24 protein-coding genes are annotated in these 26,960 nt (G+C 54.1%); 20 read left to right on the top strand and 4 right to left on the bottom strand.

The window, feature by feature from the left end:
• The 12 genes from JW984_06100 to JW984_06045 form a co-directional block, all read left to right on the top strand.
• Positions 1–213 (top strand): hypothetical protein (locus JW984_06100; protein ID MBN1572756.1); only part of this gene is annotated, 213 nt, incomplete at its 5' end.
• A gap of 65 nt (positions 214–278) precedes the next feature.
• Entirely contained in the window at positions 279–839 is a 561-nt protein-coding gene (locus JW984_06095) for a helix-turn-helix transcriptional regulator (GenBank protein ID MBN1572755.1), read from the top strand.
• Between the two features lie 132 nt (positions 840–971).
• Positions 972–1,967, top strand: coding sequence for an NAD-dependent epimerase/dehydratase family protein (locus JW984_06090; protein MBN1572754.1), 996 nt, complete (start codon positions 972–974; stop codon positions 1,965–1,967).
• A gap of 260 nt (positions 1,968–2,227) precedes the next feature.
• Complete coding sequence (locus JW984_06085) at positions 2,228–3,067, top strand: SDR family NAD(P)-dependent oxidoreductase (protein ID MBN1572753.1); 840 nt, start codon at positions 2,228–2,230, stop codon at positions 3,065–3,067.
• A gap of 246 nt (positions 3,068–3,313) precedes the next feature.
• Complete coding sequence (locus JW984_06080) at positions 3,314–5,695, top strand: formate C-acetyltransferase/glycerol dehydratase family glycyl radical enzyme (GenBank protein ID MBN1572752.1); 2,382 nt, start codon at positions 3,314–3,316, stop codon at positions 5,693–5,695.
• A gap of 164 nt (positions 5,696–5,859) precedes the next feature.
• Positions 5,860–6,795, top strand: coding sequence for a CoA transferase subunit A (locus tag JW984_06075; GenBank protein ID MBN1572751.1), 936 nt, complete (start codon positions 5,860–5,862; stop codon positions 6,793–6,795).
• Positions 6,796–6,863: 68 nt separating this feature from the next.
• Complete coding sequence (locus JW984_06070) at positions 6,864–7,664, top strand: CoA-transferase subunit beta (GenBank protein MBN1572750.1); 801 nt, start codon at positions 6,864–6,866, stop codon at positions 7,662–7,664.
• A 70-nt stretch (positions 7,665–7,734) separates the two neighbouring features.
• On the top strand, positions 7,735–9,117 hold the full coding sequence (locus JW984_06065) for an MmgE/PrpD family protein (GenBank protein ID MBN1572749.1): 1,383 nt from the start codon (positions 7,735–7,737) through the stop codon (positions 9,115–9,117).
• Positions 9,118–9,161: 44 nt separating this feature from the next.
• Positions 9,162–10,328, top strand: a complete 1,167-nt coding sequence (locus JW984_06060) for an acyl-CoA dehydrogenase family protein (GenBank protein MBN1572748.1) — start codon at positions 9,162–9,164, stop codon at positions 10,326–10,328.
• Between the two features lie 129 nt (positions 10,329–10,457).
• Positions 10,458–10,904, top strand: a complete 447-nt coding sequence (locus JW984_06055; GenBank protein MBN1572747.1) for a hypothetical protein — start codon at positions 10,458–10,460, stop codon at positions 10,902–10,904.
• A 63-nt stretch (positions 10,905–10,967) separates the two neighbouring features.
• The gene (locus JW984_06050) at positions 10,968–11,774 is read left to right on the top strand and encodes an epoxyqueuosine reductase (protein ID MBN1572746.1); all 807 of its coding nucleotides are present in this window, start codon (positions 10,968–10,970) and stop codon (positions 11,772–11,774) included.
• 252 nt (positions 11,775–12,026) lie between these two features.
• The gene (locus tag JW984_06045; protein ID MBN1572745.1) at positions 12,027–12,230 is read left to right on the top strand and encodes a hypothetical protein; all 204 of its coding nucleotides are present in this window, start codon (positions 12,027–12,029) and stop codon (positions 12,228–12,230) included.
• A gap of 69 nt (positions 12,231–12,299) precedes the next feature.
• Here the strand turns inward: JW984_06045 and JW984_06040 are convergent, their stop codons facing one another.
• The gene (locus tag JW984_06040) at positions 12,300–12,896 is read right to left on the bottom strand and encodes a hypothetical protein (GenBank protein MBN1572744.1); all 597 of its coding nucleotides are present in this window, start codon (positions 12,894–12,896) and stop codon (positions 12,300–12,302) included.
• A gap of 661 nt (positions 12,897–13,557) precedes the next feature.
• Here JW984_06040 and JW984_06035 point away from each other — a divergent pair.
• From JW984_06035 to JW984_06000, 8 genes are all read left to right on the top strand, one after another.
• On the top strand, positions 13,558–13,779 hold the full coding sequence (locus JW984_06035; GenBank protein ID MBN1572743.1) for a hypothetical protein: 222 nt from the start codon (positions 13,558–13,560) through the stop codon (positions 13,777–13,779).
• A gap of 147 nt (positions 13,780–13,926) precedes the next feature.
• A complete protein-coding gene (locus JW984_06030; GenBank protein MBN1572742.1) occupies positions 13,927–15,276 on the top strand; it encodes a DUF885 family protein in 1,350 nt (449 codons plus the stop codon).
• Positions 15,277–15,290: 14 nt separating this feature from the next.
• Positions 15,291–16,697 (top strand): hypothetical protein, encoded by a 1,407-nt coding sequence (locus JW984_06025; GenBank protein MBN1572741.1) that lies wholly within the window; start codon positions 15,291–15,293, stop codon positions 16,695–16,697.
• 64 nt (positions 16,698–16,761) lie between these two features.
• Positions 16,762–17,559, top strand: coding sequence for a class I SAM-dependent methyltransferase (locus JW984_06020; GenBank protein MBN1572740.1), 798 nt, complete (start codon positions 16,762–16,764; stop codon positions 17,557–17,559).
• Positions 17,560–17,634: 75 nt separating this feature from the next.
• Positions 17,635–18,459, top strand: coding sequence for a 4Fe-4S binding protein (locus JW984_06015; GenBank protein ID MBN1572739.1), 825 nt, complete (start codon positions 17,635–17,637; stop codon positions 18,457–18,459).
• 73 nt (positions 18,460–18,532) lie between these two features.
• The gene (locus tag JW984_06010) at positions 18,533–19,381 is read left to right on the top strand and encodes a 4Fe-4S binding protein (GenBank protein MBN1572738.1); all 849 of its coding nucleotides are present in this window, start codon (positions 18,533–18,535) and stop codon (positions 19,379–19,381) included.
• A gap of 147 nt (positions 19,382–19,528) precedes the next feature.
• Positions 19,529–21,256 (top strand): PAS domain S-box protein, encoded by a 1,728-nt coding sequence (locus JW984_06005; protein MBN1572737.1) that lies wholly within the window; start codon positions 19,529–19,531, stop codon positions 21,254–21,256.
• A gap of 585 nt (positions 21,257–21,841) precedes the next feature.
• On the top strand, positions 21,842–23,206 hold the full coding sequence (locus JW984_06000; protein MBN1572736.1) for a diguanylate cyclase: 1,365 nt from the start codon (positions 21,842–21,844) through the stop codon (positions 23,204–23,206).
• A 513-nt stretch (positions 23,207–23,719) separates the two neighbouring features.
• Here JW984_06000 and JW984_05995 read toward each other — a convergent pair.
• The 3 genes from JW984_05995 to JW984_05985 form a co-directional block, all read right to left on the bottom strand.
• On the bottom strand, positions 23,720–24,589 hold the full coding sequence (locus tag JW984_05995; GenBank protein ID MBN1572735.1) for a VIT1/CCC1 transporter family protein: 870 nt from the start codon (positions 24,587–24,589) through the stop codon (positions 23,720–23,722).
• A 147-nt stretch (positions 24,590–24,736) separates the two neighbouring features.
• Entirely contained in the window at positions 24,737–25,948 is a 1,212-nt protein-coding gene (locus JW984_05990) for an ABC transporter substrate-binding protein (GenBank protein ID MBN1572734.1), read from the bottom strand.
• 21 nt (positions 25,949–25,969) lie between these two features.
• Positions 25,970–26,866 (bottom strand): MBL fold metallo-hydrolase, encoded by an 897-nt coding sequence (locus JW984_05985; GenBank protein ID MBN1572733.1) that lies wholly within the window; start codon positions 26,864–26,866, stop codon positions 25,970–25,972.
• Positions 26,867–26,960 lie beyond the last annotated feature (94 nt).

The raw sequence follows: 26,960 nt of genomic DNA, 5'->3' as shown, positions 1-26,960 counted from the left end.
GGGATAAGCATTAGGGGGGCAAAATTTGCCCCCCTTTTTTTAGACAATGGACATACAATGGGCTTAAGCCCCTTGTCTATCGGCCCCTTGTCCAGCGGCCCATTGTCCAACGGCTCATTATTCAGCCAGTCTATTCACAGCTCAATAAAAAACAATCCCCCCAATTTTTTTCTTGACAACTATATACAAAATATATATATACTTTATTCATAGCAGGCCCACCCATGAATGGAACGATTTTTTTTTTGCTACTACCAAATCCGTTTTGAGGAAACAAAATGTCAATAAAATACGCCATCCTCGGACTCCTTCACTACAAGGATATGCACGGATACCGCATCAAAGCGCATATCGAGAGAAACTTCGGCAACATGTGGTCAATAAATTACGGGCAGATCTATCCCAACCTGAAAAAGATGGAGGAGGAGGGGCTGGTAACCAAAAAGGATATCCCCCAGGAGGGAGCCCCGGACAGGAAGCTCTACGCCCTGACGAAAGAGGGGCGGGAGGCCTTCACGGAGTGGCTTTTCTCACCGCCGGAGAGGGGGATGCTCATCAGGGACCAGTTTCTCTTGAGATTTATATTCTTCGGCTTCGGCGATAAGAAAGCCTCTCTCGGGCTTATCGACGAGCAGATAGAGAACTACAAGATACAGTACGAGGAGCGGAAGAAAAACGTGGTCAGGTGGGAGGATTACGATATCTACGTACGCCTCGTTGCGGAGCTCGGATTGAATTTCAACGAGATGGTGCTGGACTGGCTTTATCACGCAAGGAGGGAGATAAAAAAGAGCATCGAGGATGATCTCGCCAAGGCGGCGGGACAGCTGGGCCGTTGACGAAGAGATTTGACTGGGTCGGGAGGATTATGGGATTTCCGGGAATGTTTGGCGCAACGGCTTGACGGGACGGCTGCAGGAAGGTTCTATTTTATAAAAACATATATCTGAAAAAAATATCGGGGGTATAAATTGAAATTCAGCGGAATAACACTGGTGACCGGGGCGGCGGGATTCATGGGGAGCCACGTGGTGGAACATCTCGCGAAGGCGGGCGTGAAGGTAAGGGCCACCGCCCGCCCCAGAAAAGACCTCTCGTTTTTTACGAAGCTCGGGGTCGAGTACGTCGCCGCGGACCTCACCAAGCCGGAGACCCTTCCCCCCCTGTTCGTCGGGAACGTGGACAGGGTCATGCACCTGGGGGCGATATGCAACTTCTCCACGCCGTACGAAAAGCTCCGCCCCACAAACGTCGTGGGGGTCGATCTCATAACCGACCTTGCCATGAAGAAGGGGGTAAAGCGCTTCGTCCACGTGACCTCGACCAGCGTGTACGGCCTATACAAGGGCACCCCTTTTAAAGAGGACGGCCCGAGGGAGCCGAACACCGACTACGGCCGGAGCAAGCGGGACGGCGAGGACGTCCTGTTCAAGAAGATCGAAAAGGGGCTGAACGCGGTGTTGTTGAGGCCCTGCACCGTTTACGGCCCCCGCTGCACCGACGGGGCGGGAAAAGCCTTTTCGAGACCGACCGACATCTCGGCGATTCCGGGAAAGGGGAAAGTACTCCTCTCCAACGTCCGCGCCGAGGACGTGGCCGCCGCCGTCGATCACGCCTCAAAGCTCGACGTAAAGCCGGGGGAGGTTTACAACATCGGCGACGGCTCGTACCCCACCCTTGAGGAGGCGCTGATTGAGGCCGCCCTCGCCTTCGGGAAGAAGCCCCCGAAGCTCCACCTCCCCTTGGGTGTCGTCAAGGCCGCGGCGAAGGTGGACGGCTTTATATCCGGGATGAAGAGGAAGGTACCCGACCTCGAGTACGACGCCACGAAGTTCCTCTACGACGACTACATCGTGGACAACACCAAGCTTATCAAAAACGGCTTCAAATACAGGTATCCCGATTTTGTGAAATCGATGGCGGAGATCGCGAAGCTGTTTGCGGAGGGGAAGCTGGAGATGCGATAATGGATGTTATCTGCCTGGGAAGCGGAAATCCAGTAAATTATGTGTCATTCCCGCGAAAGCGGGAATCCAGAGGGGCGGGCCGTGTGCGGTGAGTTGTTGATATTTTACTGGATTCCCAATCAAGTTGGGAATGACAGAATAATTCCCAGTCAAGCAGGGGGTGCAATGAATGTCATTCCCGCGAAAGCGGGAATATGGACGGGTGTGAGGACGAAACAGCAAAGAGAGAATAATAAATAGACTTTATAAAAGGAGCAGTTATGAGTCAGGTAATAGTAATTACGGGACTGGCTGACGGCATGGGCCGTCACGTGGCGAAGATGCTTGCCGAGAAGGGAAACAGCATCGCCGGGTTTGACGTGGACGCAAACGGTATAGAGTCGCTGAAGAAGGAGCTTGATAAGGTATCGGGGGGGAATGCGAAGCATCACCTGGTCGCCCTCGACATCACCAACAGGAAGGGAATCCTGAAGTTCAGGGACGAGGTCTTGAAGAAGTACGAAAAGATCGACACGGTGCTTTCGAACGTGGGGATAGGCTTCTTCGGCCCCTTCGAGGAAATCGACCTCGAAAAGGCGCTCAAGTGCCTCGAGATTAACGTGATCGGCGCCATGGCGATCTTCCAGGCGTTCATCCCCCACATGAGGGAGCGAAAAGAGGGGAAGCTTATCGCCATGTCCTCCATCGTGGGGCAGGTTCCATTTCCGTTCGAATCGATCTACACCGCCTCGAAGTTCGGGCTCGAGGGGTGGATACAGGCCCTGAAATACGAGCTCGATCCCTTCGGGATAAAGTTCGCGGTAATATCACCGGCCCAGGTCTCCACGTCCTTTGCCGCAAAGATACACAAGCTCCCGCCGAAGGACTCCCCCTACAGGGAGAGGGTCAAGAAGTTCATAGACAAGGACAACGAGATGATCAAGGACGCGCCTACGCCCGAGTTTGCGGCGAAGGTGATAGTCAAGGTCGTCGAGAAGAAGAAGCCGAAGCTCTTCAACCAGATCGAGTTCCAGAGCAAGGTCTTCTACTGGCTCAACAAGATGTCCCCCCGCTGGTTCAGGGATTTTCTGGTGCTGACAATAATGGACATCAGGAAATAGACCGGTTTTTTGGTTTTGGGATGGGCGCGAAGCCACAGCAAGCTTGTTGATATATATGACTTGAATGAATGCAGAATGGCAGGGGAAGACGGTTTTTTATCGGCAACGGTAGGAGTACGACAAGGTTTAAAGATTCGACACGATGGTATTTAGGAAAAATTCACCTTGTAAAAATTGAGAGCTCATATTATACTATTAGTAACTATTAGCGATATATGTTATTGGTAGTATTAAAGGAGAATAGAAATGGCAGTGAACAAGACCGCAGATAAGATGATGGGGGACAGCCGGGTCGAGCGCCTCAAGTGGGAGATCATCAACGCCCCCCAAGAGGTGAGCGTGGAGCGGGCGCGCTATTTCACGAGGGCTATGGAGAAGAACTGGGACAAGGACCCGCTGACGAGGCTCAGCACCGCGTTTGCCGAGATCCTCGACAACGTAAGCGTGGTTATCTACGACGACGAGCTTATCGTAGGGACGAGGACGGAGAAGAAGAAGGGCGCCCCCCTCTTCCCCGAAAACAAGTCGATCTGGATCAAGGGCGACCTGGATACCTTCGAAAAGAGGATTCTGCAGAAGGCGCTGATCACCGAGGCGGAGAAGAGGGAGCTCGCCGAGGAGATCCTCCCCTTCTGGGAGGGGAAGAGCGTCGAGTACCGCCTCGAAGAGCTCCTCCCCCCGGACGTGGTGGAGGATATGGATAAATATATCTTCACCATGATGCTCGAGATAACCTACGGCATCGGCCACTTCACGATGGATCACACGAAGGTGTTGAAGGTTGGATTAAAGGGGATGGTAGATGAGGCGAGGGCGCTCAAGGATAAACTGCCGGAGAAGGAAAAAGCGGGCGAAAAGGGCCTCTTCTACGACGCGGCCATACGCTCCCTCGAGGCGGCGGTCCGCTTTGCCAACAGGTACGCGAAAAAGGCCGCCGAGATGGCCGACGCCGAGACCGATCCTGCCAGAAAAGAGGAGCTGAAAAAGATATCGGCGGTCTGCTCGAAGGTCCCGGAGCACCCGGCCGAGACCTTCCACGAGGCGGTACAGAGCGTCTATTTCATCCATCTGCTCTCCCAGATAGAGTCGGGGGGAAACTCGATCTCGTTGGGAAGGATAGACGAGATACTGAACCCCTACTACGAGGCGGACGTGGCCAAGGGCGCGATAACCAGGGACGAGGCGAGGGAGCTGACAAGCCTAATGTTTCTCAAGACAAACGAGATATGGAACGTCCTCGAGGAGGCGTTCATCCCAGGCGGCGAGGGGACGGAGGGGAAGACCACCCAGAACGTCGTCGTGGGGGGGATTGGAACAGACGGCAAGGATCAGACGACCGAGCTCTCCTACATCGCCCTTGATGCCTTCGCCGACATAAACACCGTGCAGCCGAACTTCGGGGTGAGAATTAACAAAGACACCCCGGAAGACTTCTTTAAGAAGGCCGTGGAGTACGCCAGGGACGGTGTCTTGATGCACTTCTTCAACGACGAGGCGATAGTCGAGTCTCTAATGGAAGCCGGCCACACCTTGGAGGACGCCCGGGATTACGGCGTCGTAGGGTGCCTGGAGCCGAACGCCCAGGGTAAGACATTCGGCTCGACGTTTGCCGTCCAGTTCAACGGTATAAAGTGCCTGGAGCTTGCGCTGTCAAACGGCGTGGACAACACCTTCGGTCTCCAGTCCGGTCTCGAGACGGGGGGGCCGGAGGCCTTCAAGTCTTTCGACGACGTTTGGAACGCCTACACGACGCAGGTCTCCCACTTCATAAAGCAGATCGTCAAGGGGATGGACTGCCTCGACAAGTCGATAGCCGAGCTCGTCCCATCACCCTTCGCCTCCGCGATGATCGAGGGGACTCTTGAAAAGGGTACCGATGCGACCAAGGGTGGGGCCCTCTATAACTCCACCGGAGTTCAGTTTATCGGCTTTGCCAACGTGGCGGACGGCCTCTACGGCATCAAGAAGGCGGTATTCGAGGACAAGGCCGTGACGATGGAGGAGCTCTTCGAGTGGCTGGAGGAGGACTGGATGGACGCCGAGGATAAGCAGTCCTATTTCCTCAACAAGATCCCGAAGTACGGAAACGACATCGACGAGGTCGACCAGATGGCGGTAAGGGTCTTGAACCACTACTGCGACGAGCTGGCCAAGTACAAGAACTTCAGGGGGGGCGCCTTCTGGCCGGGGATTTTCTCGGTCGGATTTCACGTCGCCTTCGGCTACTTCACCGCCGCCACCACCGACGGCCGCTGCGCCGGAAACGTCCTGGGAAACGGCCTCACCCCGACCACCGGAAACGCCCTTGACGGTCCAACGACGGTCGTGAACTCGGTGACGAAGCTTCCGCTGAAGAGGCTCTACAACGGGGCGAACCTCAACATCCGTTTTCCCGGAAAGAAGGTAAAGATCGAAAACGTAATGGCGTACATCAGGACCTACTTTGACAAGGGGGGGCTTCAGGTGCAGTTCAATGTTCAGGACAGCAAGGTTCTGAGGGCGGCCCAGGAGCATCCCGAACAATACCGGGACCTCACCGTCAGGGTCAGCGGCTACTCGGTGCTCTTCACAGGGCTTTCCGACACCGCCCAAGACGAGATCATCAGCAGGACGGAGTACGAGCTGTAGCGAGAGTGGGGGGTGCCGGGGAGACGGCATGTTTTTCAGCAGTGGAGGAGCAGGGGGATAGGTCTTTTTGCGGATCGAAGCGTAGGCGGTAATCCTGCCCATCGCTTCAGATAGTATAAATTTTTAGATTTAAAACCGAACATAAGCTCTAACGGAGGGGATAGATGAGCAAGGTCATGTCGATGAAGGAGGCGATCGAGAAAAACGTCAGCGACGGCTCGTTCCTCTATATAGGCGGGTATATCGCGAGGCCGCCCTTTTCGGCGATACACGAGATAATAAGGCAGAAGAAGAAGGATCTCACCGTAACGAGGTCGAACGCCGCCGACGGCTTCGACATGCTGATCGGGGCCGGGTGCGTAAAGCGCTTCATAGCGACCTTCCTCTCTCTGGGGCTCTACGGCCTCGCCCGCTGCTACAGGAGGTCGATCGAGAAGGGGATCCCCCACAAGATAGAGCTTGAGGAGTACTCGAACCTCTCGCTTCCCATGATGCTGATGGCGGGCGCCTTGGGTATGCCCTTCGTGCCGGTCAAGGACATGCTGGGGACAGATCTTTTGAATATCAAGTCGTTTATGGGGGATAACAAATACAAGATGATCGACTCCCCCTTCGACGGAAGCCCCACCTTGCTCGTGCCGGCGCTTAAGCCGGACGTGGGGATAATCCACGTCCAGCAGGCGGACGAGAACGGCAACGCCCAGATGTGGGGGATCGGCGGCGACTGCCGCTGGGGCGCCAACGCCTCCGAGAAGGTGATAGTGAGCTGCGAGAGGATTGTATCGAGAGACGTTATCGGCCTCGATCCCTCAAGGACGATAGTCCCGGACTTCAAGGTGGTTGCCGTGGTGGAGGAGCCGTTCGGGGCGCACCCCGGTTACGCCGCGGGATTCTACGACGTAGATTTTATCTTCGGCTCCCTCTACCAGAAGGCGTCCAACACAGTGGAGGGCTTCCAGGAGTTTCTCAACGAGTGGGTTTTCGGCGTAGCCGACAGGACGGAGTACACTCAGCACTACATTGAGAAATTCGGCTACAGGCAGTTCGAGAATCTCAAGGCGCGCTTCAGCTTCAGCCCGCCGGTCAGCTACGAGTATTAATATCAACGGCTCCCTTTGATGGGGGCTTTTCCTGAATAAGAGGATTTGAAATTTGAGGGAGGTCTTTGATGTCGGAGCATCCTAACGACTATATAAAGCCGGAGCTTATGGCCTGCTGCGGGGCGAGGGAGATAAGGGATGGCGACAGGGTGATCGTGGGAACGGGCTTTCCCACTATGGCCGCAAACATCGCCAAGCACACCCACGCCCCGAACTCCGTGATGATGCAGGAGGCGGGCTCCTACGACGCGGTGCCCAGGCGCCCCGCCCTCTCTGTTGGGGACCCCTGCCTCAACCCCGGGGCCGCCATGATAGGCGGGCTTGTCGAGATCATGGGGATGTTTTTACAGCGGGGCTGGGTGGACGTGGGATTTCTCTCAGGGAGCCAGGTGGACAAGTTCGGAAACATAAACACGACCGTGATAGGCGACTACTACAATCCGAAGAGCCGCCTGCCCGGAAGCGGCGGGGCGAACCCGATAGGCTCCCTCGTCAAGAGGGTTCTGATCATCGCCCTCCACGACACGAGGAGGTTGGCTGAAAAGGTCGACTTCGTCACCACCCCGGGCTACATAGACGGGCCCGGCGCCAGGGAGAGGTGGGGCCTGCCCAAGGGCACCGGCCCCTGGGCCCTCATCACCAATAAGGCGGTCTTGAAGTTCGACGAGGAGACAAAGGAGGCCTACCTCGCCTCGTATCATCCCGACAGCTCCGTGGACGAGGTGGTAAAAAACACCCCGTGGGATCTCAAGGTCGCCGACGACGTTCACGAGACGGAGCCCCCCAGAGCGGACGAGATCCGCGTCCTGAGGGAGATCCTCGATCCAAACAGGATGATAAAGATATACGAGGGTAGGGGCTACGTGTAGGATTTCGCGTGGGACAATTACGTGTGGGATAATTACGTGTGGAATAATTAATATTTCTTGGAGTAATAAAATGGAGTATTCAAAGGCCCTTTCCGATTTCTGCGCAAGGCTGACCTACGGCGACATCCCGGATGACGTCGCCCACAAGGCGAAGCTCTGCATTCTCGATTATCTCGCAAACGTCTACGGGTCGCTTAAGCTCGACGCCGTCAAGGGGGTGGCGTCCTACATAAAGTCCTTGAATGGGCCGAATGAGGCGACCTGCGTCGGCTTAAGGTTCAAGTCGGGGATTCACAACGCCGCCTTTATCAACGGGACGGCGGCGGAGGCGATCGAGTCTCAGGACGGTCTCCGTTTCGGCGGAAACCACCCCGGAACCGCCGTGATCCCCGCGGCCTTCGCCGTGGCCGAGAGGCTCTCGGAAAAAAGGAAGGTTGGCGGAAAGGAGGTCATCACGGCGATCGTCGCCGGCTACGAGGCGGCCGACAGGCCCGCCGCGGCGATGCACCCGAGGCACACGCTGTCCGGCTTTCTCCCGACCGGGACGACCGGCACATTCGGCGCCGCCGTCGCCGCGGCAAAGCTGATGGGACTCGACCCCGAAAAAATGTCAAACGCCCTCGGAAACGCCGGCTACATCCTCCCCGTCTCGATGGCGGAGCAGCTCATGGGGGGCTACACCGTAAAGATTGTCCAGGGGGGGCAGGCGGCCTCCGCGGGGATAACCGCTGCGTTTCTGTCGTATGCGGGGATCACCGGGATGCCGAGCGTCTTCGAGGGCACCCAGCTGGGCGGCGGCTTCTGCAAGATAACCACCGACTTCGACCCAGCCTACGAGAGGATCACCGACCGGCTGGGGGAGCACTACACCATAATGGATATCTACTTCAAGCCGTACACCGCCTGCCGGCACACCCACGGCGCCGCCCAGGCGACCCTGGAGCTGAAGGCCGAGAGGGAGTTCGGCCCCAAAGATGTTGAGGAGGTCAAGGTCTTCACCTACGGAATCGGAGTGATAGCCGTCGGGAAGGGGGTTAAGGAGAACGACTCTATCGTAAACGCCCAGTTCTCGATTCCATACGTCGTCTCGGTGACCATCGCCGACAACGACCTGGGGCCGGAACAGCTCACCGAGAAGCGCCTCGCCGACAGGTCGCTCATAGATTTCACCAAGAAGGTGAAGGTCGACTACGACGACGAGATCAACAAGATGTATCCGGAGAAGACCGCCAGCAGGGTCGAGATTACGTTGAAGGGCGGCGAGGTGATCAAGAAACAGGTGGAGATACCGAAGGGGGACCCGAGGGATCCTATGGAGGCGGACGACCTCGCGGCGAAGATCAAGCGCTTCGCCCCGGAGAGAAATGAGGCCGACCTCGATAAATTGATCGAGGCGACGCTAAAGCTCGAATCCGTCTCCGACATTCGGGAGATAACCCGGTTGATGGAGTAGATTTCGACTTCTAATATTCTAATATTTAAGGGAGAACCGAAGATATGGACTTCAACTTCAGCGACGAACAGAACATGCTGATAGACACCCTGAGGACGATGGGGGAGCGGGAGAACTTCAAGGAGCTGGCGAAAAAAGTCGATGAGACGGGGGAGTTCCCCTGGGAGCTTCTTCCCAAGTACGCCGACTTGGGGCTTTTGGGGATGAGTCTCTCCGAAGAGAACGGCGGCGGGGGCCAGCCTGTGATAAACACGGTCCTCGCAATCGAGGAGCTCGCCAAGTTCAGCCCTATGATCGCCGCCCCTATATTCGAGTCGAACGTGGGGCCTGTGAGGGTGGTCGATATGTTCGGCACGGAAGAGCAGAAGAAGGCGATCATCCCGAAGGTCGCCAAGGGAGAGTACTCGGTATCCGTCTGCATGACGGAGCCGGAGGCGGGAAGCGACCTCACCTCCCTCACCACGAAGGCCATGTCGGACGGCGATCACTATATCCTCAACGGGACGAAGACCTTCATCACCGGCGGCGGCCACGCCAGCCACTACATGGTTTACTGCAGGGTGGACGACACCCCCGGCTACAAGGGAATAGGGGGGCTTCTTGTGGAGAAGGACACCCCCGGCTTCTCCTTCGGAAAGCAGGAGGTATTCATGGGACTTCGCGGGATGCCCTCCTGCGACCTGATATTCGAGGACGTGAAGGTCCCCAAGGAGAACCTGATCGTTAAGGCTGGTGAGTTTAAGAACCTGATGTCCACCTTCGACGTGGAGAGGTGCGGGAACGCCGCCATGTGCCTGGGGACGGCCGGGGGGGCGCTGGACGCCGCCAAGGCCTACGCCCAGGAGCGCTCCGCCTTCGGGCGCCCGATCTGCGAGTTCCAGGCGGTGCAGTTCATGATAGTCGATATGGCCATGAAGCTCGACGCGGCGAGGCTTCTGGTCTACAGGGCCGCCACCAGCGCCGGGAGGGGGTTTCCCTCGATTTACGAGTCCGCCATGGCGAAGTGCTACGCAAACGAGATGGCGGTCGACGTCACCGGAAGCGCCATGCAGGTCTTCGGAGGCTACGGCTACAGCGCCGAGTTCCCGGTGGAGAGAATGGCAAGGGACGCTCGCGCGTGGGGGGTCGCCGGCGGGACGGTCCAGATGCTCAGGATCACGATGGCGAGCCTGCTGTTCGGAAGACGCTTCGACCAGAGGAAGGGGAAGTAACCGACGGCGGTTTTAAGGCCGGAGCAAACTGTGAGCGATTTGTAATCTGCGAAGATAAATCTATAAGCGAATTTACTATATGGTTTGAAGGGCGGTTTTCAAAGCCGTCCCGTAACAAGGAGGAATTATATGGGAAAATATTACAGGGACGCCGATCACCTCTATGAGATCTATGGGTATTTTTTGAATCAGATACTCACCGACGACAAGATCGGCCCGAAGATGGCGAAATCGGGGATTATAATCAAGTTCATCTACACCGACCCGGACTGCGAGGTCACCATCGACCTCAAGAATCCCCCGAAGGAGAAGGGATCCTACGGGACGTACTACCTCGGCCCGTGCGACGTGAAGGAGGATGTCTGGTCGAAGCAGGCGGCGGACTTCTCCCACAGCTTCTGGCACGGCCACGAGAACCCGGTCGCCGCGGTGACCAAGGGCCACGTGAAGCAAGGGGGAAAGATCACCGCGATGATGAAGCTCCTGCCGGTGGTAAGACCCTCCTTCAAGCGCTTCCCCGAGGTGCTGAAGGAGATGGGCTACGAAGACCTGATCATCGTCAAGGGGAAGAAATAGCGGGTAATTCTGGGAAGAGTCGGTGGCTATTGTGTTTCAAGATTTCAAGGGACGGAGGGAGCTTTGAAGGGGGAGGAGATAGTCGACCTTATAACGCGGTTTGTTAAGTCGAATCCGAACAACCAAATCCCGGAGCGCGACGGATTGAAGATATTCGAGGAGCCGCAGGTAGCCTTCGCCGACGGGAACGACCCCATGTACGAGGAGCTGAAGGAGAAGTCGGTCATCGGCCCTCACCACAGGTCGCCCCGGGAGTGGCTCGAAGGGGCGAAGGGCGTGATCTCGTACTTCCTCCCCTTCTCAAGGGAGATAGTGGAGAGCAACGAAATAGAGGGGCTTCCCTCCGACGAGTGGTATATGGCCCGCTACTGGGGGGAGGAGTTCAACAACCTTCTGAGGAGCCACATCGTTGGGGCGATCGAGGAGGCGGGGCACAGGGCCGTTGCCCCCGTTGTCGCGGAGGGATTCGAGACATTTTTCATAACGAGCAATTGGTCGGAGCGGCACACGGCGTTCATCGCCGGGCTGGGGACCTTCTGCCTCTCCTACTCCCTCATATCGGAGAAGGGGTGCGCCGGGCGCTACGGGAGCGTGGTAACGGACATCGACCTTCCGGCCTCATTGAGGAGGGCCGTGGGATTGATGGACAACTGCCTTGGCGACGGAAACGGGGCCTGCGACGTGTGCATCAGGCGGTGTCCGGCGGGCGCCATCACGAGAGAGGGGAAAGACCACGAGAAGTGCAGGGCGTTTATCATTGAAAAGATAGAGAGCGTGTATTCCGAGAGGCACGGGTACTTTGCCGGTGGGTGCGGGAAATGCCAGACAAATGCCCCCTGCGCGAGGACGAATCCCCGGAGGGGCGGGTAGGTCGGGCGGAAGGGTCTGATATGTAGGTTTTTCGTTATCGTGAGCCGAAGGCTGCCTGGCGATTTGATCGGCGTATTATAGTATTATAGTTGAGATTATAATTGATATTGTTGAAATTGAATGGAAGCCGTTTTTGTCCTTTGTGCTTCCATTTTTTTATGGGCGTTGGATCCCATGGATTTCGGAAGCTCATGGTCAACGTTTTTTAATGGGTAAGAATCGGGTTTTCGTATTATATATACGCGGTTGGAAATGGAGCAAGTATCTGGAACGCTCATTTGCTATATCGCGGCGCTCGTAAGGGTAAAGCGAATCTTCAAGACCGGCGGCGATATGGGGCATATGGGCGGGGATTACATAATCGACGGGAGAGGACGGATCGCAGGGGTCGTGGGGGGCGGGAGGCTGTCGGCAAGAAAATGGTTTTTTCGATTTAGAACGGCAATTCGATATTGAGGAGCCGAGTTTTTCATCTTTCCCCCACTCCCCGTCGGTCAGAAAATAGAAATTCCCCCGACCCTTGGATCAATCGCGGGTCGAGTTGATGATTGATCCCCTGTATATCAGCCTCGCCATCTTAGGAGCCGCCGGGTTTTCGGTCTCTTCCCCTCTCTTTATCGTTACCGCAAAGGGGGCGCCCGAGCCGGATCTTATGGAGTCAATTTTGAAATTGGCCTCCATCCCCTTTTCAACAAGGAGCGTGAATCTGGCGTCGTAGTGGTCGACCGATGTCCCGTTTACGATAATCCCCGATACCAATAAACCGCCGTCCGAGGCCACGGTCTTGATATTGTTTACAAAGAGGCCGAATCCTATGTACTGCACGTCTTTTGACGTGGGGTCTATCCACCCCGGCTCGGAGAGTATCTGCTTCAGTGCGAGGGCCTCCATCACGTCATCGGCGTTTTTAAGGGCCTCCGCCGTCTTTTTGCGCAGCGAGGTAACCTCCATCACTAAAAAAATTGTTATGATGAAGTTGAACAGGACGATTGCCGATACGATCGCCGCAAAAAGTCTCTTGAGTCTGTATCTCGAATCCGGATCTAATTTGTTTATGCCGTCCGTGAGCCGCTTCAGTTTTTCCTTTATTCCTTTCACCGTATCAATCCTCGTACATTTCATAGCCGTTGAAAGACTCCTGCTCCATTATACTGCATAGGTGGAATAATTCAAGGAGAGACTGATGTTTTGAGCAAAAATGTTTTTTACCGCCCCGTCGTCCCTGAAATTAAGGAAGGTTTTTTTAAACGGCCATGACATTGAAGCATATGTCATTCCCTTGAAAACGGGAATCCAGAAGAATGGGTCATCGAGTGGCTTTTGTCATTCCCGTGAAAACGGGAATCCATATTAATATCTTTCTGGATTCCCAATCGAGTTGGGAATGACGGTATAAGTTCCCAATAGGGGCAGGAATGACGATGTAGGTTCCCAGTCGAGCTGGGAATGACGGTATAGGTTCCCAATCAAGTTGGGAATGACATCTGGATTCCCTGACTGTTCAGCAATGTTTTTTTCTATTTTCAATTGTGTCGAGAACGAAGGAATAGATGCCTTGCGCAAATATTTATAAAACAATATAACAAATTAGAGTTAATATATTTACATGATGATGCTTTTCGTCGCGGGAATAAAAATATAAGTTTAAGGAGTGGTGAAATGCCGGGTCAAAAAAATAAAAAACTTGAATTAATGACCTGGGTGATGGTACAATTGAACAATTTTTTTCATGGAAAAGCACACACCTTTTTCATCCCTTAAAGAGGGAGAAGCCGTTCAGAGTATGGCGGACGAAGGAATGTTATTGGTCAGATCCGTTGCGGAACTGTACTTCAAAGACCTCGCGGATACTCTCCCGACAATCTCCGCAAGCGACGAGTTCTACTTCTTCCCGCACCTCCCGCTTAACGGGAGCGATCCGGTAAGATTAATGGAATCCCTTGACCCTGATGAGATCGGGGAGTTTGTCTCAAGGCTCAGGGGGTATCTGGGCCGACTGTCTTAAATAAAAGGCGAAGACCTCGACGCCGAAGGAGAGGTCGATCTGGCCCTCCTTTGTGGGAGCATATCGGGCGCTGTAAGGGAGCTTTCCGACTCCCCGGAGGATTACCCCGTCTGGCTGAGAGACCCCGCATTTTCCCTGACGATCCTTATGGAGTCCTTATCGAGAATCGGCAGCCTGGCCGAAAAGTTCAAGGATGAAGACGGCCTCGATACGGCCGAAAGGCTAGTGACGGAGGGGCAGGTCCTTATAGGGAACGCTGCGAGAAGCCTGATCGATACGAAGCGGAGGCCGGAGGGGTCTCTGCCGTCGGCGGTTGCGGTAGATGCGGCGAGGAAGATGACACGGGACTGTATCGATTTCATCGGGGGGCCGTATATAGATGGAATCGAGGCCCTTGGGAGAACCGGTAAGGAGAACGGCCGGGTAGATCGTGAAGCGGGGAGGCTTATAGACGCCCTTAAAGATTACGGGGAGGCCCTGGACGGAATCAAGGTCGGCAAGCGTTTCTCCCCCGGCGCGGACTACATCTCCCGGGTCTTGGGGGAGAGCTACGGAGAGGAGAGGAATCTTGACGAGATCGAGGAAATGGGCAGGGAGGAGTTCAAGAAGGGGATTGAGCGCCTCGAGGCGCTGGGAGGATCGAAGGGTGAATGGCGTGACGCCTACGAGTCTTACTTCCCGCCGAACTTTTTCCCCGATGACCTTATCGGCACCTACTCCTACGAGGTCGAGAGGATAAGGGGGCACCTCGAAAGATCGGGGGTCATAGATACCCGCTGGGCGGGGGGGCTTTCCATCGATGAGGTTCCCCACTACCTCCGGTCTGTGAGGAGCGCCGCGGCCTATTCCGCCCCGCCGCCGACCGGGGGAGATAGTGTAAAGAGACAGGGCGTTTTCTACATCATACCGTCGCTTCCGGGGGGCGGGGAGGGCGACGTGGACGAGCTGAGAAAATCTCACAGGGAGTTCATCTTCATGACGGCCCACGAGACCTACCCGGGCCACCACCTCCTCGACGGCGTCAGGACTTCGCTTGAGAGCCAAATCAGGTCGAGGATAGAATCCCCCCTCTTCTACGAGGGGTGGGCCTGCTACTCCGAGACCCTCCTTCTGGACTCCGGCTACCTTCGGGGAACGGAGCATGAAAATGGGCTTTTTCTCCAGCTTTTGAGGAGGGACGCCTGGCGCTGGGCCAGGCTCCTGATAGATATAGGCCTTAACAGGTTTGAGATGACGATCGATGAGGCCTCGGCCCTCCTCGAGATCGTGGGGAGGCCGAAGGCAAGGGCCGCGATAGAGGCCTTTCGGATTGCGATGACGCCAGGCTACCAGCTCACATACGCCCTTGGGAAACACGAGTTTTTGAGGCTGGGAGACATGTGCATGGGGGGTCTGGGGGCGAAGGGATTTCACCGGAATGTTCTCTTTGGCGGGGAGATACCCTTTCGATATGTAGAGGACAGGCTGAGGGCGGAGATGGATAAGGCTCAAGATTAAGAAGGTCGAGGGCAATGAAAGATTTTCTTGGATATCACTCCGAGTGGAACCTCGGGAGCCCCGGCGGCTGGGAGTACCAGCGGATGTGCCAGGAGCTGGGGAAGCTATCGTGGAAGAGGATGAACGAGGCGGTCAAGATCGACGTCTCCATCGACTTTGATCACGCAATGTTCAAGCCGGTCTTCGGCTTCTCGCAGATGCTGCTCTCCGCCCACAGGAGGAACTTCGGAACCGCCGACGCCTTTGTCGTCCTGGTGGCGGAGGAGGAGACGATCGGAAACGTCCTCGAAAACGACAACCTCGTCAGGTACCTGAACACCTTCCCCGGCGTGACCTCGGAGATGGCCGCCCCCCACGAGCTTGTGGAGGCGGGGGGAAAGGTGACCCTCAACGGCCGCGAGGCGACGGTAATATTCATGGACTTCAACAACGACGTCCTGTTGGAGATAGAGAAGAGACACGACCTCACGGCGTTGAGGAAAGCGATCTCTCAAGGTATCCTCGTAAATCCGAGGGGGATGGAGCCGGTGGGGGCCAAGGGGGTCTTCGAGGATATGACCACCGTGCTTTCTAATAAGCTCACGAAGACCACCGTGTCGCGAACCCCCTGGACAAGGAGGTTCTACGACCGGGCAACCCCGGGGCCAAAAGGGGAGGGGATAGAGGACCTTGTTACATGGACGGCGAAAAATCCGGAGCGGGTGATATTGAAGCCGGAGCACGGCTTCTCCGGAAAGGGGATATTCGTGGGGCCGCTGATAGTAAAGAGGGAGGGGGGGGATAAGCTGTGGGAGGAGAGCGTAGAGACTGCGCTCAAGAAGGGGGGGTACATCGTTCAGGATTTCATCGATCCCAAGCTCTGGTCGGAGGAGCTGCCGGACCTTGACGTTGAGAAAGGCGAGCTTTCCCTGAAGGCATACCAGACCGACTTCCGCTGCTTCATCACCGACGGGGGTCTCGTGGGCTTTTGCGCCCGCTTCGGCGATATCCCCACGAATGTAGGTTCCGGCGGAGGGGTGCAGGCGATGGCCCTCCTGAAGGATGAAACGAATGTGGCGGGGGCCGCCCATGAGATAAACAGTAAAATCGTATCGATCGGCTACGAGAGGGTAAAAGCGATAGCGGAGGAGGTGGGAGAGGCGGCGGTCTCGATGGGGCTTACCTACCTGTTGGGGCCGATCAAGACGGCTCTTAGGCCGAGGCTGTTGACCGAAGGGCAGATAAAGTCGCTCTCCCTATATGCGAAAAACCTCTGGGACGACTCCGTTCTCATGGAGCGGGAATGGAGGGAGGGTCTGCTGAAGGATCTTATACACCTTGACGACGGGGCCAGAGAGCTGTCGCTGATGGGGTACTGGGGGGGGAGTCCCGCCCTTATCGCGTCGGACGGCCTTTTTTCGTTCGGGGCGCATATTATGTAGTAAAAAAAGTAAGATTAATATGTAAGGGGCAAAAAAGAATATCCGGGAATCTCGGGGGTGAAGGATGATGCGGGAAGAGAGGAAAAAGGAGTGGTGGAAGACGATATTTGACGAGCTTTACCTCGTGACCGATGCCAGGAGCGTGATGTCGGACGAGTTGACGGCCCGTGAGATCGATTTCGTCCTGGAGTTTACGGGGGCCGAGGAGGGCTGGGACATCCTCGATCTCTGCGGCGGTCAGGGGAGACACGCCTGGGAGCTTTACCAGAGGGGATTTCAAAACACCCTTGTTTACGACTACTCCGATTACCTGATAAAATACGGAAAGGGTGACTGCGGCGAGGCGGTGCGCTTCTTGAGGGGGGACGCAAGGCATATAGGGATCAAGGATGGCTCCTTCGATCTGGTTATAATTATGGGGAACTCCTTCGGCTACTTCCAGGACGACGACGAGAACTTGAAGATACTTAAAGAGGCGGAAAGGGTCTTGAGGAGGGGGGGGACTATCCTGCTCGATATTGTCGACAGGGATTATATCGTGGCGAACTTCCGTTCCCGCTCCGTTCACATGGCGGATTTCTCGAAGAGCCCCCGGAAAAAAAGCGCAGTAACAGTAACCAGGACCAGGAACATAGAGGAAGGGATGGTCTACTCACGGGAGCTGGTGACCGCGAAAGGCGGTGGGATATTAAGGGACAGCAGGTATCAAGAGAAGCTTTACGGCAGAGAGGAGATATCGGAGCTCCTTGAGTCCGTAGGCTTTGGGGGATTGTCGGTTGAAATGGGCAAGGGCTTCCATGAGAGGGAGGGTGATTTCGGCTTCATGGAGAGCAGGATGATAATAACGGGCAGGAAGGTTTAAGCGGCCTATCGGATGGGGCGGGCCTCAACCGGTGGAGAGTGAAGCATGTAGGTATCGATTTGGCGGATTGGAGCTATGTCGAAAAGACCCAAATGGTGGCTTAATTTCATCGCCTTTATATGGCCCCTCACGTGGATGTCCGGCCGTGTCTATAGATGGCCCGTATTGGGCGCTATGCTGAAGTATATCTCGCTGCCCCTCTTCTCGAAGAAGAGGCAGAATCTGACTTATATTCCGATCAACGAGGGAGTCTCCGGGGCGGAGAGTACATACCTCCCCAGAGAGATCGTCGCGGAGCTGATCAGGAGGTCAAAGAGTCGGGCGATAATTCATCACTGCACCTGCAGGCTCGACCGTGCCTGCAAGGAGCACCCGGTCGATTTGGGCTGCATTCTCTTGGGCGAAGGCGTCCTGGATATAGATCCGAACATCGCAAAAAAGGTCTCCGTCGGCGAGGCGCTCTCGCATCTCGACAGGGCGCTGAAGAATCGACTGATACCCCTTGTGGGGAGGGCGCCCATCGACCACCTCCTCTACGGCATCAGCTTCAAGGGGAGGTTTCTGACGGTCTGTTTCTGTTGCAGGTGTTGCTGCACGATCTTGAAATCGGGGAGATACCTCCCCAGAGAGATACACGAGTCCCTCGTTCCCCTTGAGGGGATGAAGATAATCACGGACCGGGAGAATTGTGTCCTCTGCGGCGTCTGTGCCGATGAGTGCTTCATGGGGGCTCTCTCGATTGTTGAGGGTGAGCTAATTCGCGATCCCGACCGCTGCAAGGCCTGCGGGCTTTGCATTGCGGTCTGCCCCGAGGGCGCAATCGAGGCAAAGGTCGAGGATGTTGAATACGTGGTTAAGGAGATAATCGGCAGGGTAAGGGGATTTGTCGGTTCTGAATAGATGATTAATTTCTGCATCTAAGTTCCATCCTCATACTTCTTAGGGAACATAGAACGAAGGAGAAGGATAAAATATGCTCAACATTTTTCATTACGGGCCTAATAAGAGATTCGTGAGGTTTGCCGTAAGACTATCCTGGCCGCTGATAATTGCCGCAAAGAGGCTTAGTTCCTTTCCGATATTTAAGTGGATTATCAATCCCTTCTTCGCATATCCATATAACGAAGTCACTTCGATCCCAATAAATGTCGAGGCCAAGCTTCCGGAAACCGTGATTTTACCAACCCGGATCGTCGAGGCTGTCTTGCGCGAATCCTCCGATATTTTTATACTCGACGAGTGTATTTGTCGGATAGAATGCTCGTGTGAAAATTATCCCGCGGATATAGGGTGTATAGCGCTGGGACCTGCCGCAAGGAGGATACACCCCAGCCACGGCAGATTTGTAAAAATAGATGAGGGCATCAAACATGTCAAAAGGGCAGCCGAAGCCGGGCTAATTGCGAACATAGCCCACGTTTGGATAGACCCTGTTGCGTTTCACGCACTACCCTTTAACCGCCTTATGTTTATATGTTTTTGTGATGACTGCTGCTGCCTTTACAGGACCCATATGACCAAGAGGGGTCCAAATCTCGACAGGGCATATAAAAAGCTTCCGGGAATCACGGTAGTCTCCGATCCGGATCTTTGTACTGCGTGCGGTGAGTGTGTGGAGTCCTGTTTTGTAAATCAGATAAAAATCATAGACGAGGTGGCAGTACCGGGCGATGGGTGTAAGGGGTGCGGCCGCTGTGTCGAAATATGTCCGGAAGGTGCGCTGACGTTAAAGATGGATGAAACAGATATTCTGGTGGAGAGGATACTCGAGAGAATAAACGCCGTTGCGGATATCTCCGATTATAAAGATGCAATAGTTTGAAGTTTCCTAGAGGGTGGTTGAATATTTTGAATTTACAATTTAGATAATGATAGATCCAGGTCTTACCCAATTCAATAATCTTGTTTTGTTATTCGAAACTTTTTTATATATAAAATAGTAGATCTTGTTTATAGCGGGAATAGAATCATGGCCAAAGAGATAATTTCCATCCTTATCATCGAAGACGATTTCGGATACGTCAAGATAATCAAGGAGATGATCGATGAAGCCGGTGGCGGCGATTTTACCCTGAAGCACTCGGATACCCTGACGAAGGGACTCGATGTCCTCTCCAAAGAGAGCTTTGACGTGATCCTCCTGGACATGACCCTTCCCGACAGCGAGGGGCTGAATACGCTATTGGAGGTGAAGGATTCGGTGCCGGACGTTCCTATTGTCGTCCTCACGTCTCTGGAGAATGAGAAAGTGGCCTTGAGCGCCGTTCGGGAAAGCGCTCAGGATTACCTTTACAAGGGAGAGATAAAACCGTCTCTTTTAATCAGGGCATTACGATACGCCGTGGAGAGGAAGCGGATGCTGGAGGATCTGAAACACGCCTACGACAGCCTTGACATCATGGTTCAGGAACGCACGGAAGAGCTTTCAATGGCGAACATCCAGCTGCAGAGCGAAATACAGGAAAAGGAGAGGGCGGAGGATGCACTGCGGGATAATGAGGAGTTGTTAAAGGCCACCATAGAATCCACGGCCGACGGAATATTCGTTATAAATGAAAACGGCGAAGTGACACACACAAACGCCCGTTTCGCGGAGCTTTGGAACATACCCGAAAAAATCTTGAGAACCAAGGACGACGAGGAGCTTCTGAAATACTTTTTAGATCAGCTTGTTGAGCCGAAGGTCTTTCTCTCCAAGGTGAAGGGATTGTACGGTGCGAAGGAGGAATCGAGGGATATACTCAAGTTCAAGGACGGCCGCATCTTCGAGCGCTATACCTGCCCCCTCATAAGGAACGGCAGGTTCAGCGGCCGGGTCTGGAGCTTCAGGGACATTACCGAATCGAAAACAGCCGAGGAGAAGATCAGGTCAAGCGAAAAACGCTTTAAAAATATTGCCGAGAGGAGCTTTGATGTCATATTCGAGATGGATTTGGATGGAACGATCACCTACGTTTCGCCGGCGGCCAAGAGGATAACGGGATTCGAGCTGAGCGAGATAATCGGTCAATCCTTTAAGAGGTTGATGACCGAATCGGAGGCGAAAAGGGCCCAGAAGATATTGAGCAGAGTTTGGAAGGGAAAGGACGTCGAGGGATACGAATTCGAAGTATTGAAGAAGGACGGGTCTGTCGCTACAATCGAGATCAATTCGTCACCAATTTTCAAAGACAACGAGATAATCGGAAACCACGGTGTTGCCAGAGACATAAGCTACAGGAAGGAGATGAAGGATGAGTTTGACTCTCTCGCGATGGTCGACAGCCTGACCGGTCTGTTGAATCAAACGCAGTTCCATAAGAATCTCAAGCACGAGGTAAAAAGGGCCAAGAGGATGTCGTATCCCCTCTCCCTTATTATTTTTTCGTTCGATGACTATGATCGGTACGTTGAAAAGAACGGCCCCCTTAAAGGGGACACGATTGTCAGGGAGATCGGGAGCATAGTAAAACACTCGGTTAGGGAAGACGTGGACAGCTCATACCGTCTCAGGCAGAGCGAGTTTTCCACTATCCTCCCCTGTACGACCGAGGAACAGGGATTGATGGTTGCCGAGAGGGTCATTGTGAAAATAGCCAAGAGGATAAAGAATATCAGGGTCGCCTTTGGCACCGCCTCCATCGAGGGTCACAGGTCTACGGAGGACATCATCAATGCCGCGGAGAAAGACTTGATCGCAAACAGGAATTCGAGTTGAACGTAAAAAAAGATAAGGATGAGCCTGCCACGATACCCCCTTTTCCTATAAAATAAATTATTGAAATCTTTATTAATAATATAAATAAAATTTGAAGAAAAAACTCTGTTTTAATAAAAAAACATTTGACATTATTTACAGTTTTATGTAAATTTCTATAATTGCTATAAGATCATCGCTCTTTTTAAGGGTTGGGCCGTCAACTGGATTGGGCCGTCAACTGGATTGGGCCGTCAACTGAGTTGGGCCGTCAACGAGAAGGGTTGTCGACGTTTTAAACTCATTTTTTATTCCATTTATATTGTTTCTGTACTCCTCTAAAGGTTTGATCGTCAACTCCAGACTGCTGTTTACGATTTACTCTCCTCTAAAGACAGTGATATTGCCCAAAGCATTGTTGAGTTCATAAGCGCAAGTTCATTATTATGAAATCGGAGGAAGCCCCGTCTTCTTTAACCAAGGTGGAGGGAGGCCCTTTATATCGATTGTTTATTCCTGCCTGCGTCGGAATAAATGAGATGATCTTGTGATTTTTGATCATGTAATCCCCTTTGAATAAACTTCAATACAACTGGAGTATTCAAAATGGTGGGAAGTCCCCTTGTCGTCCTGTTAATCGAAGATGATGCCGGATATGCCAAGTTCGTCGAGGAAGTTATATCCGATGTAAAACTGTTTTCTCTGAAGCTTTTTCTGGCGGGGGACTTCAAGGAGGGTTTCGATCGCCTCTCGAAAGAGAGGATCGATGTGATCCTCCTCGATTTAAACCTGCCCGACTCAAGCGGCCTTGATACCTTCACGAACCTCAAAGACCTTTTCCCAGACATCCCTATCGTAATTATATCTTCGATCGAGGACGAAGACCTAGCTTATCGCGCGGTTTCAGAGGGCGCCCAGGATTATATTTTCAAGACGGAGATGGTCCCCGCCATCCTGGCGCGGACATTGCGATATGCCGTTGAGAGAAAACACTTTCAGGAAAAGCTTCGCGAATCCGAGGAAAGAGTGAGGGCGCAATACAAGAATATCCCCATTCCCACGTTCACCCTTAAAAGCGAAGACGGCGACTTCGTCCTGATAGATTTCAACGACGCGGCCCCCAAGATCGCGGGGGAAGAGATCACGGGGCTTTTGGGAAAAAGGGCCGGCAGGCTCCTTCAAGACGAGCCCGAGATATTAAGGGATATAGGGAAATGTTTTAAAAACAAGGCCTCCGTGAAGAGGGAGTACCTTTACAAGTTCAGGACAATAGGTCTGACCAAATATCTGTCCGCAACCTACTCCTATGTCCCGCCGGACCTCGTTATCGTCCACGCCGAGGACATTACGGACAGGAAGATCGCCGAGGAGAGGCTGAAAAAGTCCCGGATCGAACTTGAGCTCCGTGTCAAGGAGAGGACCATACAGCTTGTGAAGGTTAACGTCGAGCTCAAAAAGGAGATAAGCGAGCGAAAAAAAGCCGAGGATGCCTTGAGAAGGCTCTCCATAACCGACAGCCTGACGAACCTTTATAATCAACGTCACTTTCATAAAAACCTCGAGATCGAGATTACTCGTGCAAAGAGGATGTTATATCCCCTCGTGGTATTGCTCTTCGACCTCGACGACTTCAAGGAGTACAACGATACCTACGGGCACCTCGCCGGAGACAGTGTCTTGAAGAGTGTTGGCTCGATAATGAGAAGATCTATAAGGAACGGCGTCGATACCGCTTACCGGTTCGGCGGGGATGAATTCGCCGTCATACTTCCCCACACGAAGGAGGGGGACGCGATGAATATGGCAAACAGGATCAGCGAAGAGGTTGTCAACAGTATCGAGGACATCGGAATAAGCGTCGGGATCGCGTCCCTCGACAATCTGGAGACGGTCGAGGACTTCATAAATACCGCGGACAGGGATATGTACTCCCAAAAGAGGGCCCGTAAAAAAAAGATGAAGCAGAGCTGAATTGCTCGTCTCTTGTTTTGTCGCCCATAAGCATTGTTTTCACCAAAAAGGATTTGCGAAAAAGAGATAGCAGGAGTTGGATCGCCCGTCCTTTCCTATTGGTTGTCGTCAATAAGGAAGGCTGCCGTCCAAAAAATGTATCCTCCACAAGAGGATTTGTGAGAAAAAGATAGATCTGAGTTGAATCGCCCGTCCCTCACCGTGGGGTGCCGTTAGAAAACGATGCTTCCCCCCAAAAAAAACCAGTCATTGCAGGCCCCTCGATATTCTATCATTGGATAATCGAGGTTTAAGGCCGGCCTCTTTAAATTTGTTAATATTACACGGCACAAATACTTATATTCATTCCGTCTGTTCATTATACAGGGGTGGTAAGATGGCGAAGTTCATTCCGGCCAGGTGTCCCAACTGCGGCGGGGCTGTCGAGCTGCCGGAAGAGGGGAAACATGCCTTTTTAAACCTTTATAAGGGACGGTTTTAGGATGGGGGCTATTAATCCTGCAGACCTTCTTCTTACAGCTTGAAGATTATCCTGACGAGGTGCCCGATAAAGAAGGAGATCGCCGAGACGCCGAGGCTTATGGCGGCCATCTCCAAAAACCGCCTCCTGAAGGGGAGGTCTTTCGCCACCGAGATGTAGTAGTTGAAGAACATGATGATGATAACGGCGCTCGTTATCGTAACTGCTAAGGAGACGAAGGGATTGCCGAAGAAGAAGAAGGGGAGGATCAGGATGAACACTGTCGCTATGTATGCGGCGCCGGTGTAGAGGGAGGCCTTTAACGGGTGCTTCTCGTCCTCTTCGGTCTTTGTCGCCAGGTACTCGGAGGCCGCCATGGAAAGCGAGGCGGATATTCCGGTGACCAGCCCCACGACCGCTATTAGCTTTGTGTCCTGCAGGGCCAGCGTGAATCCGGAGAGGGCGCCGGTAAGCTCGACAAGGGCGTCGTTCAGCCCCAAGACCACCGATCCCACGTAGCGGAGACGTTCCTCGTCGATCATCGACATCAGCTCCCTCTCGTGTGCGTCCTCCTGATCCGCGATATCTCTGGCCTCAGGAATCTCCCTTGCGATCTCTCCGTAGGCTGTTTCCGCGCTTGTCTCGCCCTTCTCCATCAGCTTTATCCCGAAGGTAAGCCCGAAGACCCTCGACACGAATATGTAGAACCATATCTTCTTTCTGTCCGGCCCCACATCCTCGCCGGTGTATTTCCTCCAGAAGTTGTAATGCTCAAGCTCCTCTGCGGATATATTTTTCAGGACCTCGCTGTTGTTGCGGTCTTTTGTCCTCTCAGAGAGGATCTTGTAGATGATATGCTCGGTTATCTCGTTTCTCTGAAACGAGAGGATCAGCTTCCTTGTCTTTTCGTCAAGGGTTTTCATGTCTATCCTAAATTAACGGGCAATCCTGAATAAAGGAAACGGGTCGCAATTCAATTTTAGAAAATATTAAAAACGCCCCCTGATCTTATAAAAATTCAACCAAAGCCCCGCCCTCAAAAAAACGCGAACGATAGGAAGGCCCGGCCCTTAATTCGGGGAGAGCCAGTCGGTGATCTTTATGTACGACCTCGTCTTGTAGACCCCCTTCATTATGCAGAAGGAGTTCGGGCCGCCATGGCTTTCGGGATTGTAGGTTACCCCGTGGATGAACAGACCGTCGACGTTGTCAAACGAGTCCATCGTCTTTATGAAGTTCTCCCTGGTCAACGGCTCCTTCGTCCTCTTCAATCCCTCCACCAGAAAGTCTCCGTAGTAGAATCCCTTGAGGCTCATCGACCCGACGACCTTATCCGCCTCGTTGGCGTATTCATGTAGGGCCTCCCTGTACCACTTCGACGCCTCGCTGTCGTCGAAGGGATCGGGGGTGTAGGAGCCGACAAGCGCCCCGTCCCAAGCCTCACCGGCCAGGTCGAACATCTTGGTGTCGTTGACCGTGGTGGAGCCGATGTAGATCGGCCTGTAGTCGAGTCCGTTTGCGGCCTTGACGAACAGCGACACCTTGGGGGTGTGCCCGTAGAGGATCACCGCCTCCGCCTTGGAGTTCATCATGGCAAGGGCGTGGGCGGAGAAATCGGTGTCCATCACTTCATAGGGGACTTCCGCGGCTATCTCTATCCCAAGCCTTTCCGCGGCCTCCTTGGCCCCGGTAAGGCCCTCCTTTCCGAAGTCGTCGTTCTGATACAAGATACCGATCTTCTTGACCCCGAGCTCGTTTGCCGCGTAGTTGGTCAGGATTTTCGCCTCGAAGTAGTGCTCCGGCGATCCCACAAAGACGTTGTCCCTGGGGGGTGTTGCGGGGGCGCGGTTTCCGGCGATGAGACCCACCCAGGGTACGTCGCTCTTGTCTATGTAGTCGATCACGGCCCCGATGTTCGCCGCCCCGAGGATCCCTACGATGGCGAAGACCTTCTCCCCCTCGATCAATTTGATAACGTTTGCCCGAGTCTTCGCCGGGTCGTAGGCGTCGTCGAGGATAATAAGCTCGATCTTCCTCCCGTTGATCCCGCCGTCGGCGTTGACAGCGTCGAAGTAGGCCTTCATGGAGCGCTGAATGATCCCCAGGGTGCTGACGGGGCCGGTCTGGGGGCCGCTCGTCCCGATCAGGATCGTCGCCCCCGGAGCGACTGCTCCCTCGGCCGTCTCCTCCGCCGGCTTTTCGGCGCACGAAAAGATGAGCGCAGCGGAAAACAATGAGATCAAAATAAAGGCGACCAGTTTAAAATATCTTTTAGTCTTCATGTTCCAAGTCCTCCAAAAGGTTTATCCATCCATCACCTTGGCGATGTGTCTTACCATCTGCTCCACGACCATCTCCATGACAGGTTTGGGGAGGAAGTAGCCTTCCGCCTCCTCCATGATGAGGTCGGTAAGCTCCGCCGTCGACTCCCTGATGTCCCCCGTCCTCGCGTAGGACTCCTCCAGATATTTCCTCGTCCTCTTTGCCGACTCGATCGACCTCTTCATGAAAGACCTTCCCTCCTCTCCCGTGAAGGCGCCGTAGTGCTCCGCCAGGTGGATCTCGACGTCGTATGTCGCGAAGCGCTCGAGGGACTCCTGATACTTGGTGAAGTTCGAGTTTCCGGAGGCGAAGATGGTATCTCCGAAGGGGATGCCGCCGGCGTCCGAGGCAAAGAGCGCCTTGTCCTCGGGCATGTAGACCCCTATGGAGCAGGAGGAGTGGCCGGGGGCGTCTATAATCTGAAGCTCAACGCCCCCCCAGTTTACGACGTCCCCGCCGCTCACGGTGTCGTCAACGGGGAAGGATTCGTAGTCAAGGCCAAACTCGCCCGCCTTGTCAGCCAGTCCGTTTGCCGAGAGGAGGCCCATATTGAGCTCCCTTATCGAGTCGGCCACCTTCGGATTTTTAAGAAGCTCCATCCCTCTCGGGGAGGAGATGATCGTAAGACCAGGGATCAGCTTCTTGAGTCCCGGGGCCGCCCCCACGTGGTCGAAGTGGGAGTGAAGGATCAGAAGCCTCCCTATCTTCGACCTGTCGATCTTAAGACGATCGAGCTGCTTAACAATGTCCGGCACGACGTAGGTCATCCCGCCGCCCAAAATGGAATATTCGTCTTTCCCCACGAGGTAGACGCACGACTCCTCCTTTCCCAAAAGGGTGATCCTGTCTGTTATCGGGCCCGGCTCCTTTATCCACATAGGTTTTTAAGTCTCCCTTCCAAGTTTTGGGTTGAAATATTTTATACACTTTTTCAGGTTCAAAATCAAGGATTTATATCTCGTGTTTATTGGA

This window comes from Candidatus Zymogenus saltonus, from assembly GCA_016929395.1.
Classification (GTDB): domain Bacteria; phylum Desulfobacterota; class Zymogenia; order Zymogenales; family Zymogenaceae; genus Zymogenus; species Zymogenus saltonus.
The sequence above is the reverse complement of the archived record's forward strand: the minus strand, read 5'-3'. Positions and strand labels throughout refer to the sequence as shown.

Bases quoted from the DNA above. Each gene is read 5' to 3' on its own strand.
- JW984_06095 (MBN1572755.1), top strand. From the start codon at position 279: ATGTCAATAAAATACGCCATCCTCGGACTCCTTCACTACAAGGATATG.
- JW984_06085 (MBN1572753.1), top strand. From the start codon at position 2,228: ATGAGTCAGGTAATAGTAATTACGGGACTGGCTGACGGCATGGGCCGT.
- JW984_06080 (MBN1572752.1), top strand. From the start codon at position 3,314: ATGGCAGTGAACAAGACCGCAGATAAGATGATGGGGGACAGCCGGGTC.
- JW984_06075 (MBN1572751.1), top strand. From the start codon at position 5,860: ATGAGCAAGGTCATGTCGATGAAGGAGGCGATCGAGAAAAACGTCAGC.
- JW984_06070 (MBN1572750.1), top strand. From the start codon at position 6,864: ATGTCGGAGCATCCTAACGACTATATAAAGCCGGAGCTTATGGCCTGC.
- JW984_06065 (MBN1572749.1), top strand. From the start codon at position 7,735: ATGGAGTATTCAAAGGCCCTTTCCGATTTCTGCGCAAGGCTGACCTAC.
- JW984_06060 (MBN1572748.1), top strand. From the start codon at position 9,162: ATGGACTTCAACTTCAGCGACGAACAGAACATGCTGATAGACACCCTG.
- JW984_06055 (MBN1572747.1), top strand. From the start codon at position 10,458: ATGGGAAAATATTACAGGGACGCCGATCACCTCTATGAGATCTATGGG.
- JW984_06045 (MBN1572745.1), top strand. From the start codon at position 12,027: ATGGAGCAAGTATCTGGAACGCTCATTTGCTATATCGCGGCGCTCGTA.
- JW984_06040 (MBN1572744.1), bottom strand. From the start codon at position 12,896: ATGAAATGTACGAGGATTGATACGGTGAAAGGAATAAAGGAAAAACTG.
- JW984_06035 (MBN1572743.1), top strand. From the start codon at position 13,558: ATGGCGGACGAAGGAATGTTATTGGTCAGATCCGTTGCGGAACTGTAC.
- JW984_06030 (MBN1572742.1), top strand. From the start codon at position 13,927: ATGGAGTCCTTATCGAGAATCGGCAGCCTGGCCGAAAAGTTCAAGGAT.
- JW984_06025 (MBN1572741.1), top strand. From the start codon at position 15,291: ATGAAAGATTTTCTTGGATATCACTCCGAGTGGAACCTCGGGAGCCCC.
- JW984_06020 (MBN1572740.1), top strand. From the start codon at position 16,762: ATGATGCGGGAAGAGAGGAAAAAGGAGTGGTGGAAGACGATATTTGAC.
- JW984_06015 (MBN1572739.1), top strand. From the start codon at position 17,635: ATGTCGAAAAGACCCAAATGGTGGCTTAATTTCATCGCCTTTATATGG.
- JW984_06010 (MBN1572738.1), top strand. From the start codon at position 18,533: ATGCTCAACATTTTTCATTACGGGCCTAATAAGAGATTCGTGAGGTTT.
- JW984_06005 (MBN1572737.1), top strand. From the start codon at position 19,529: ATGGCCAAAGAGATAATTTCCATCCTTATCATCGAAGACGATTTCGGA.
- JW984_06000 (MBN1572736.1), top strand. From the start codon at position 21,842: ATGGTGGGAAGTCCCCTTGTCGTCCTGTTAATCGAAGATGATGCCGGA.
- JW984_05995 (MBN1572735.1), bottom strand. From the start codon at position 24,589: ATGAAAACCCTTGACGAAAAGACAAGGAAGCTGATCCTCTCGTTTCAG.
- JW984_05990 (MBN1572734.1), bottom strand. From the start codon at position 25,948: ATGAAGACTAAAAGATATTTTAAACTGGTCGCCTTTATTTTGATCTCA.
- JW984_05985 (MBN1572733.1), bottom strand. From the start codon at position 26,866: ATGTGGATAAAGGAGCCGGGCCCGATAACAGACAGGATCACCCTTTTG.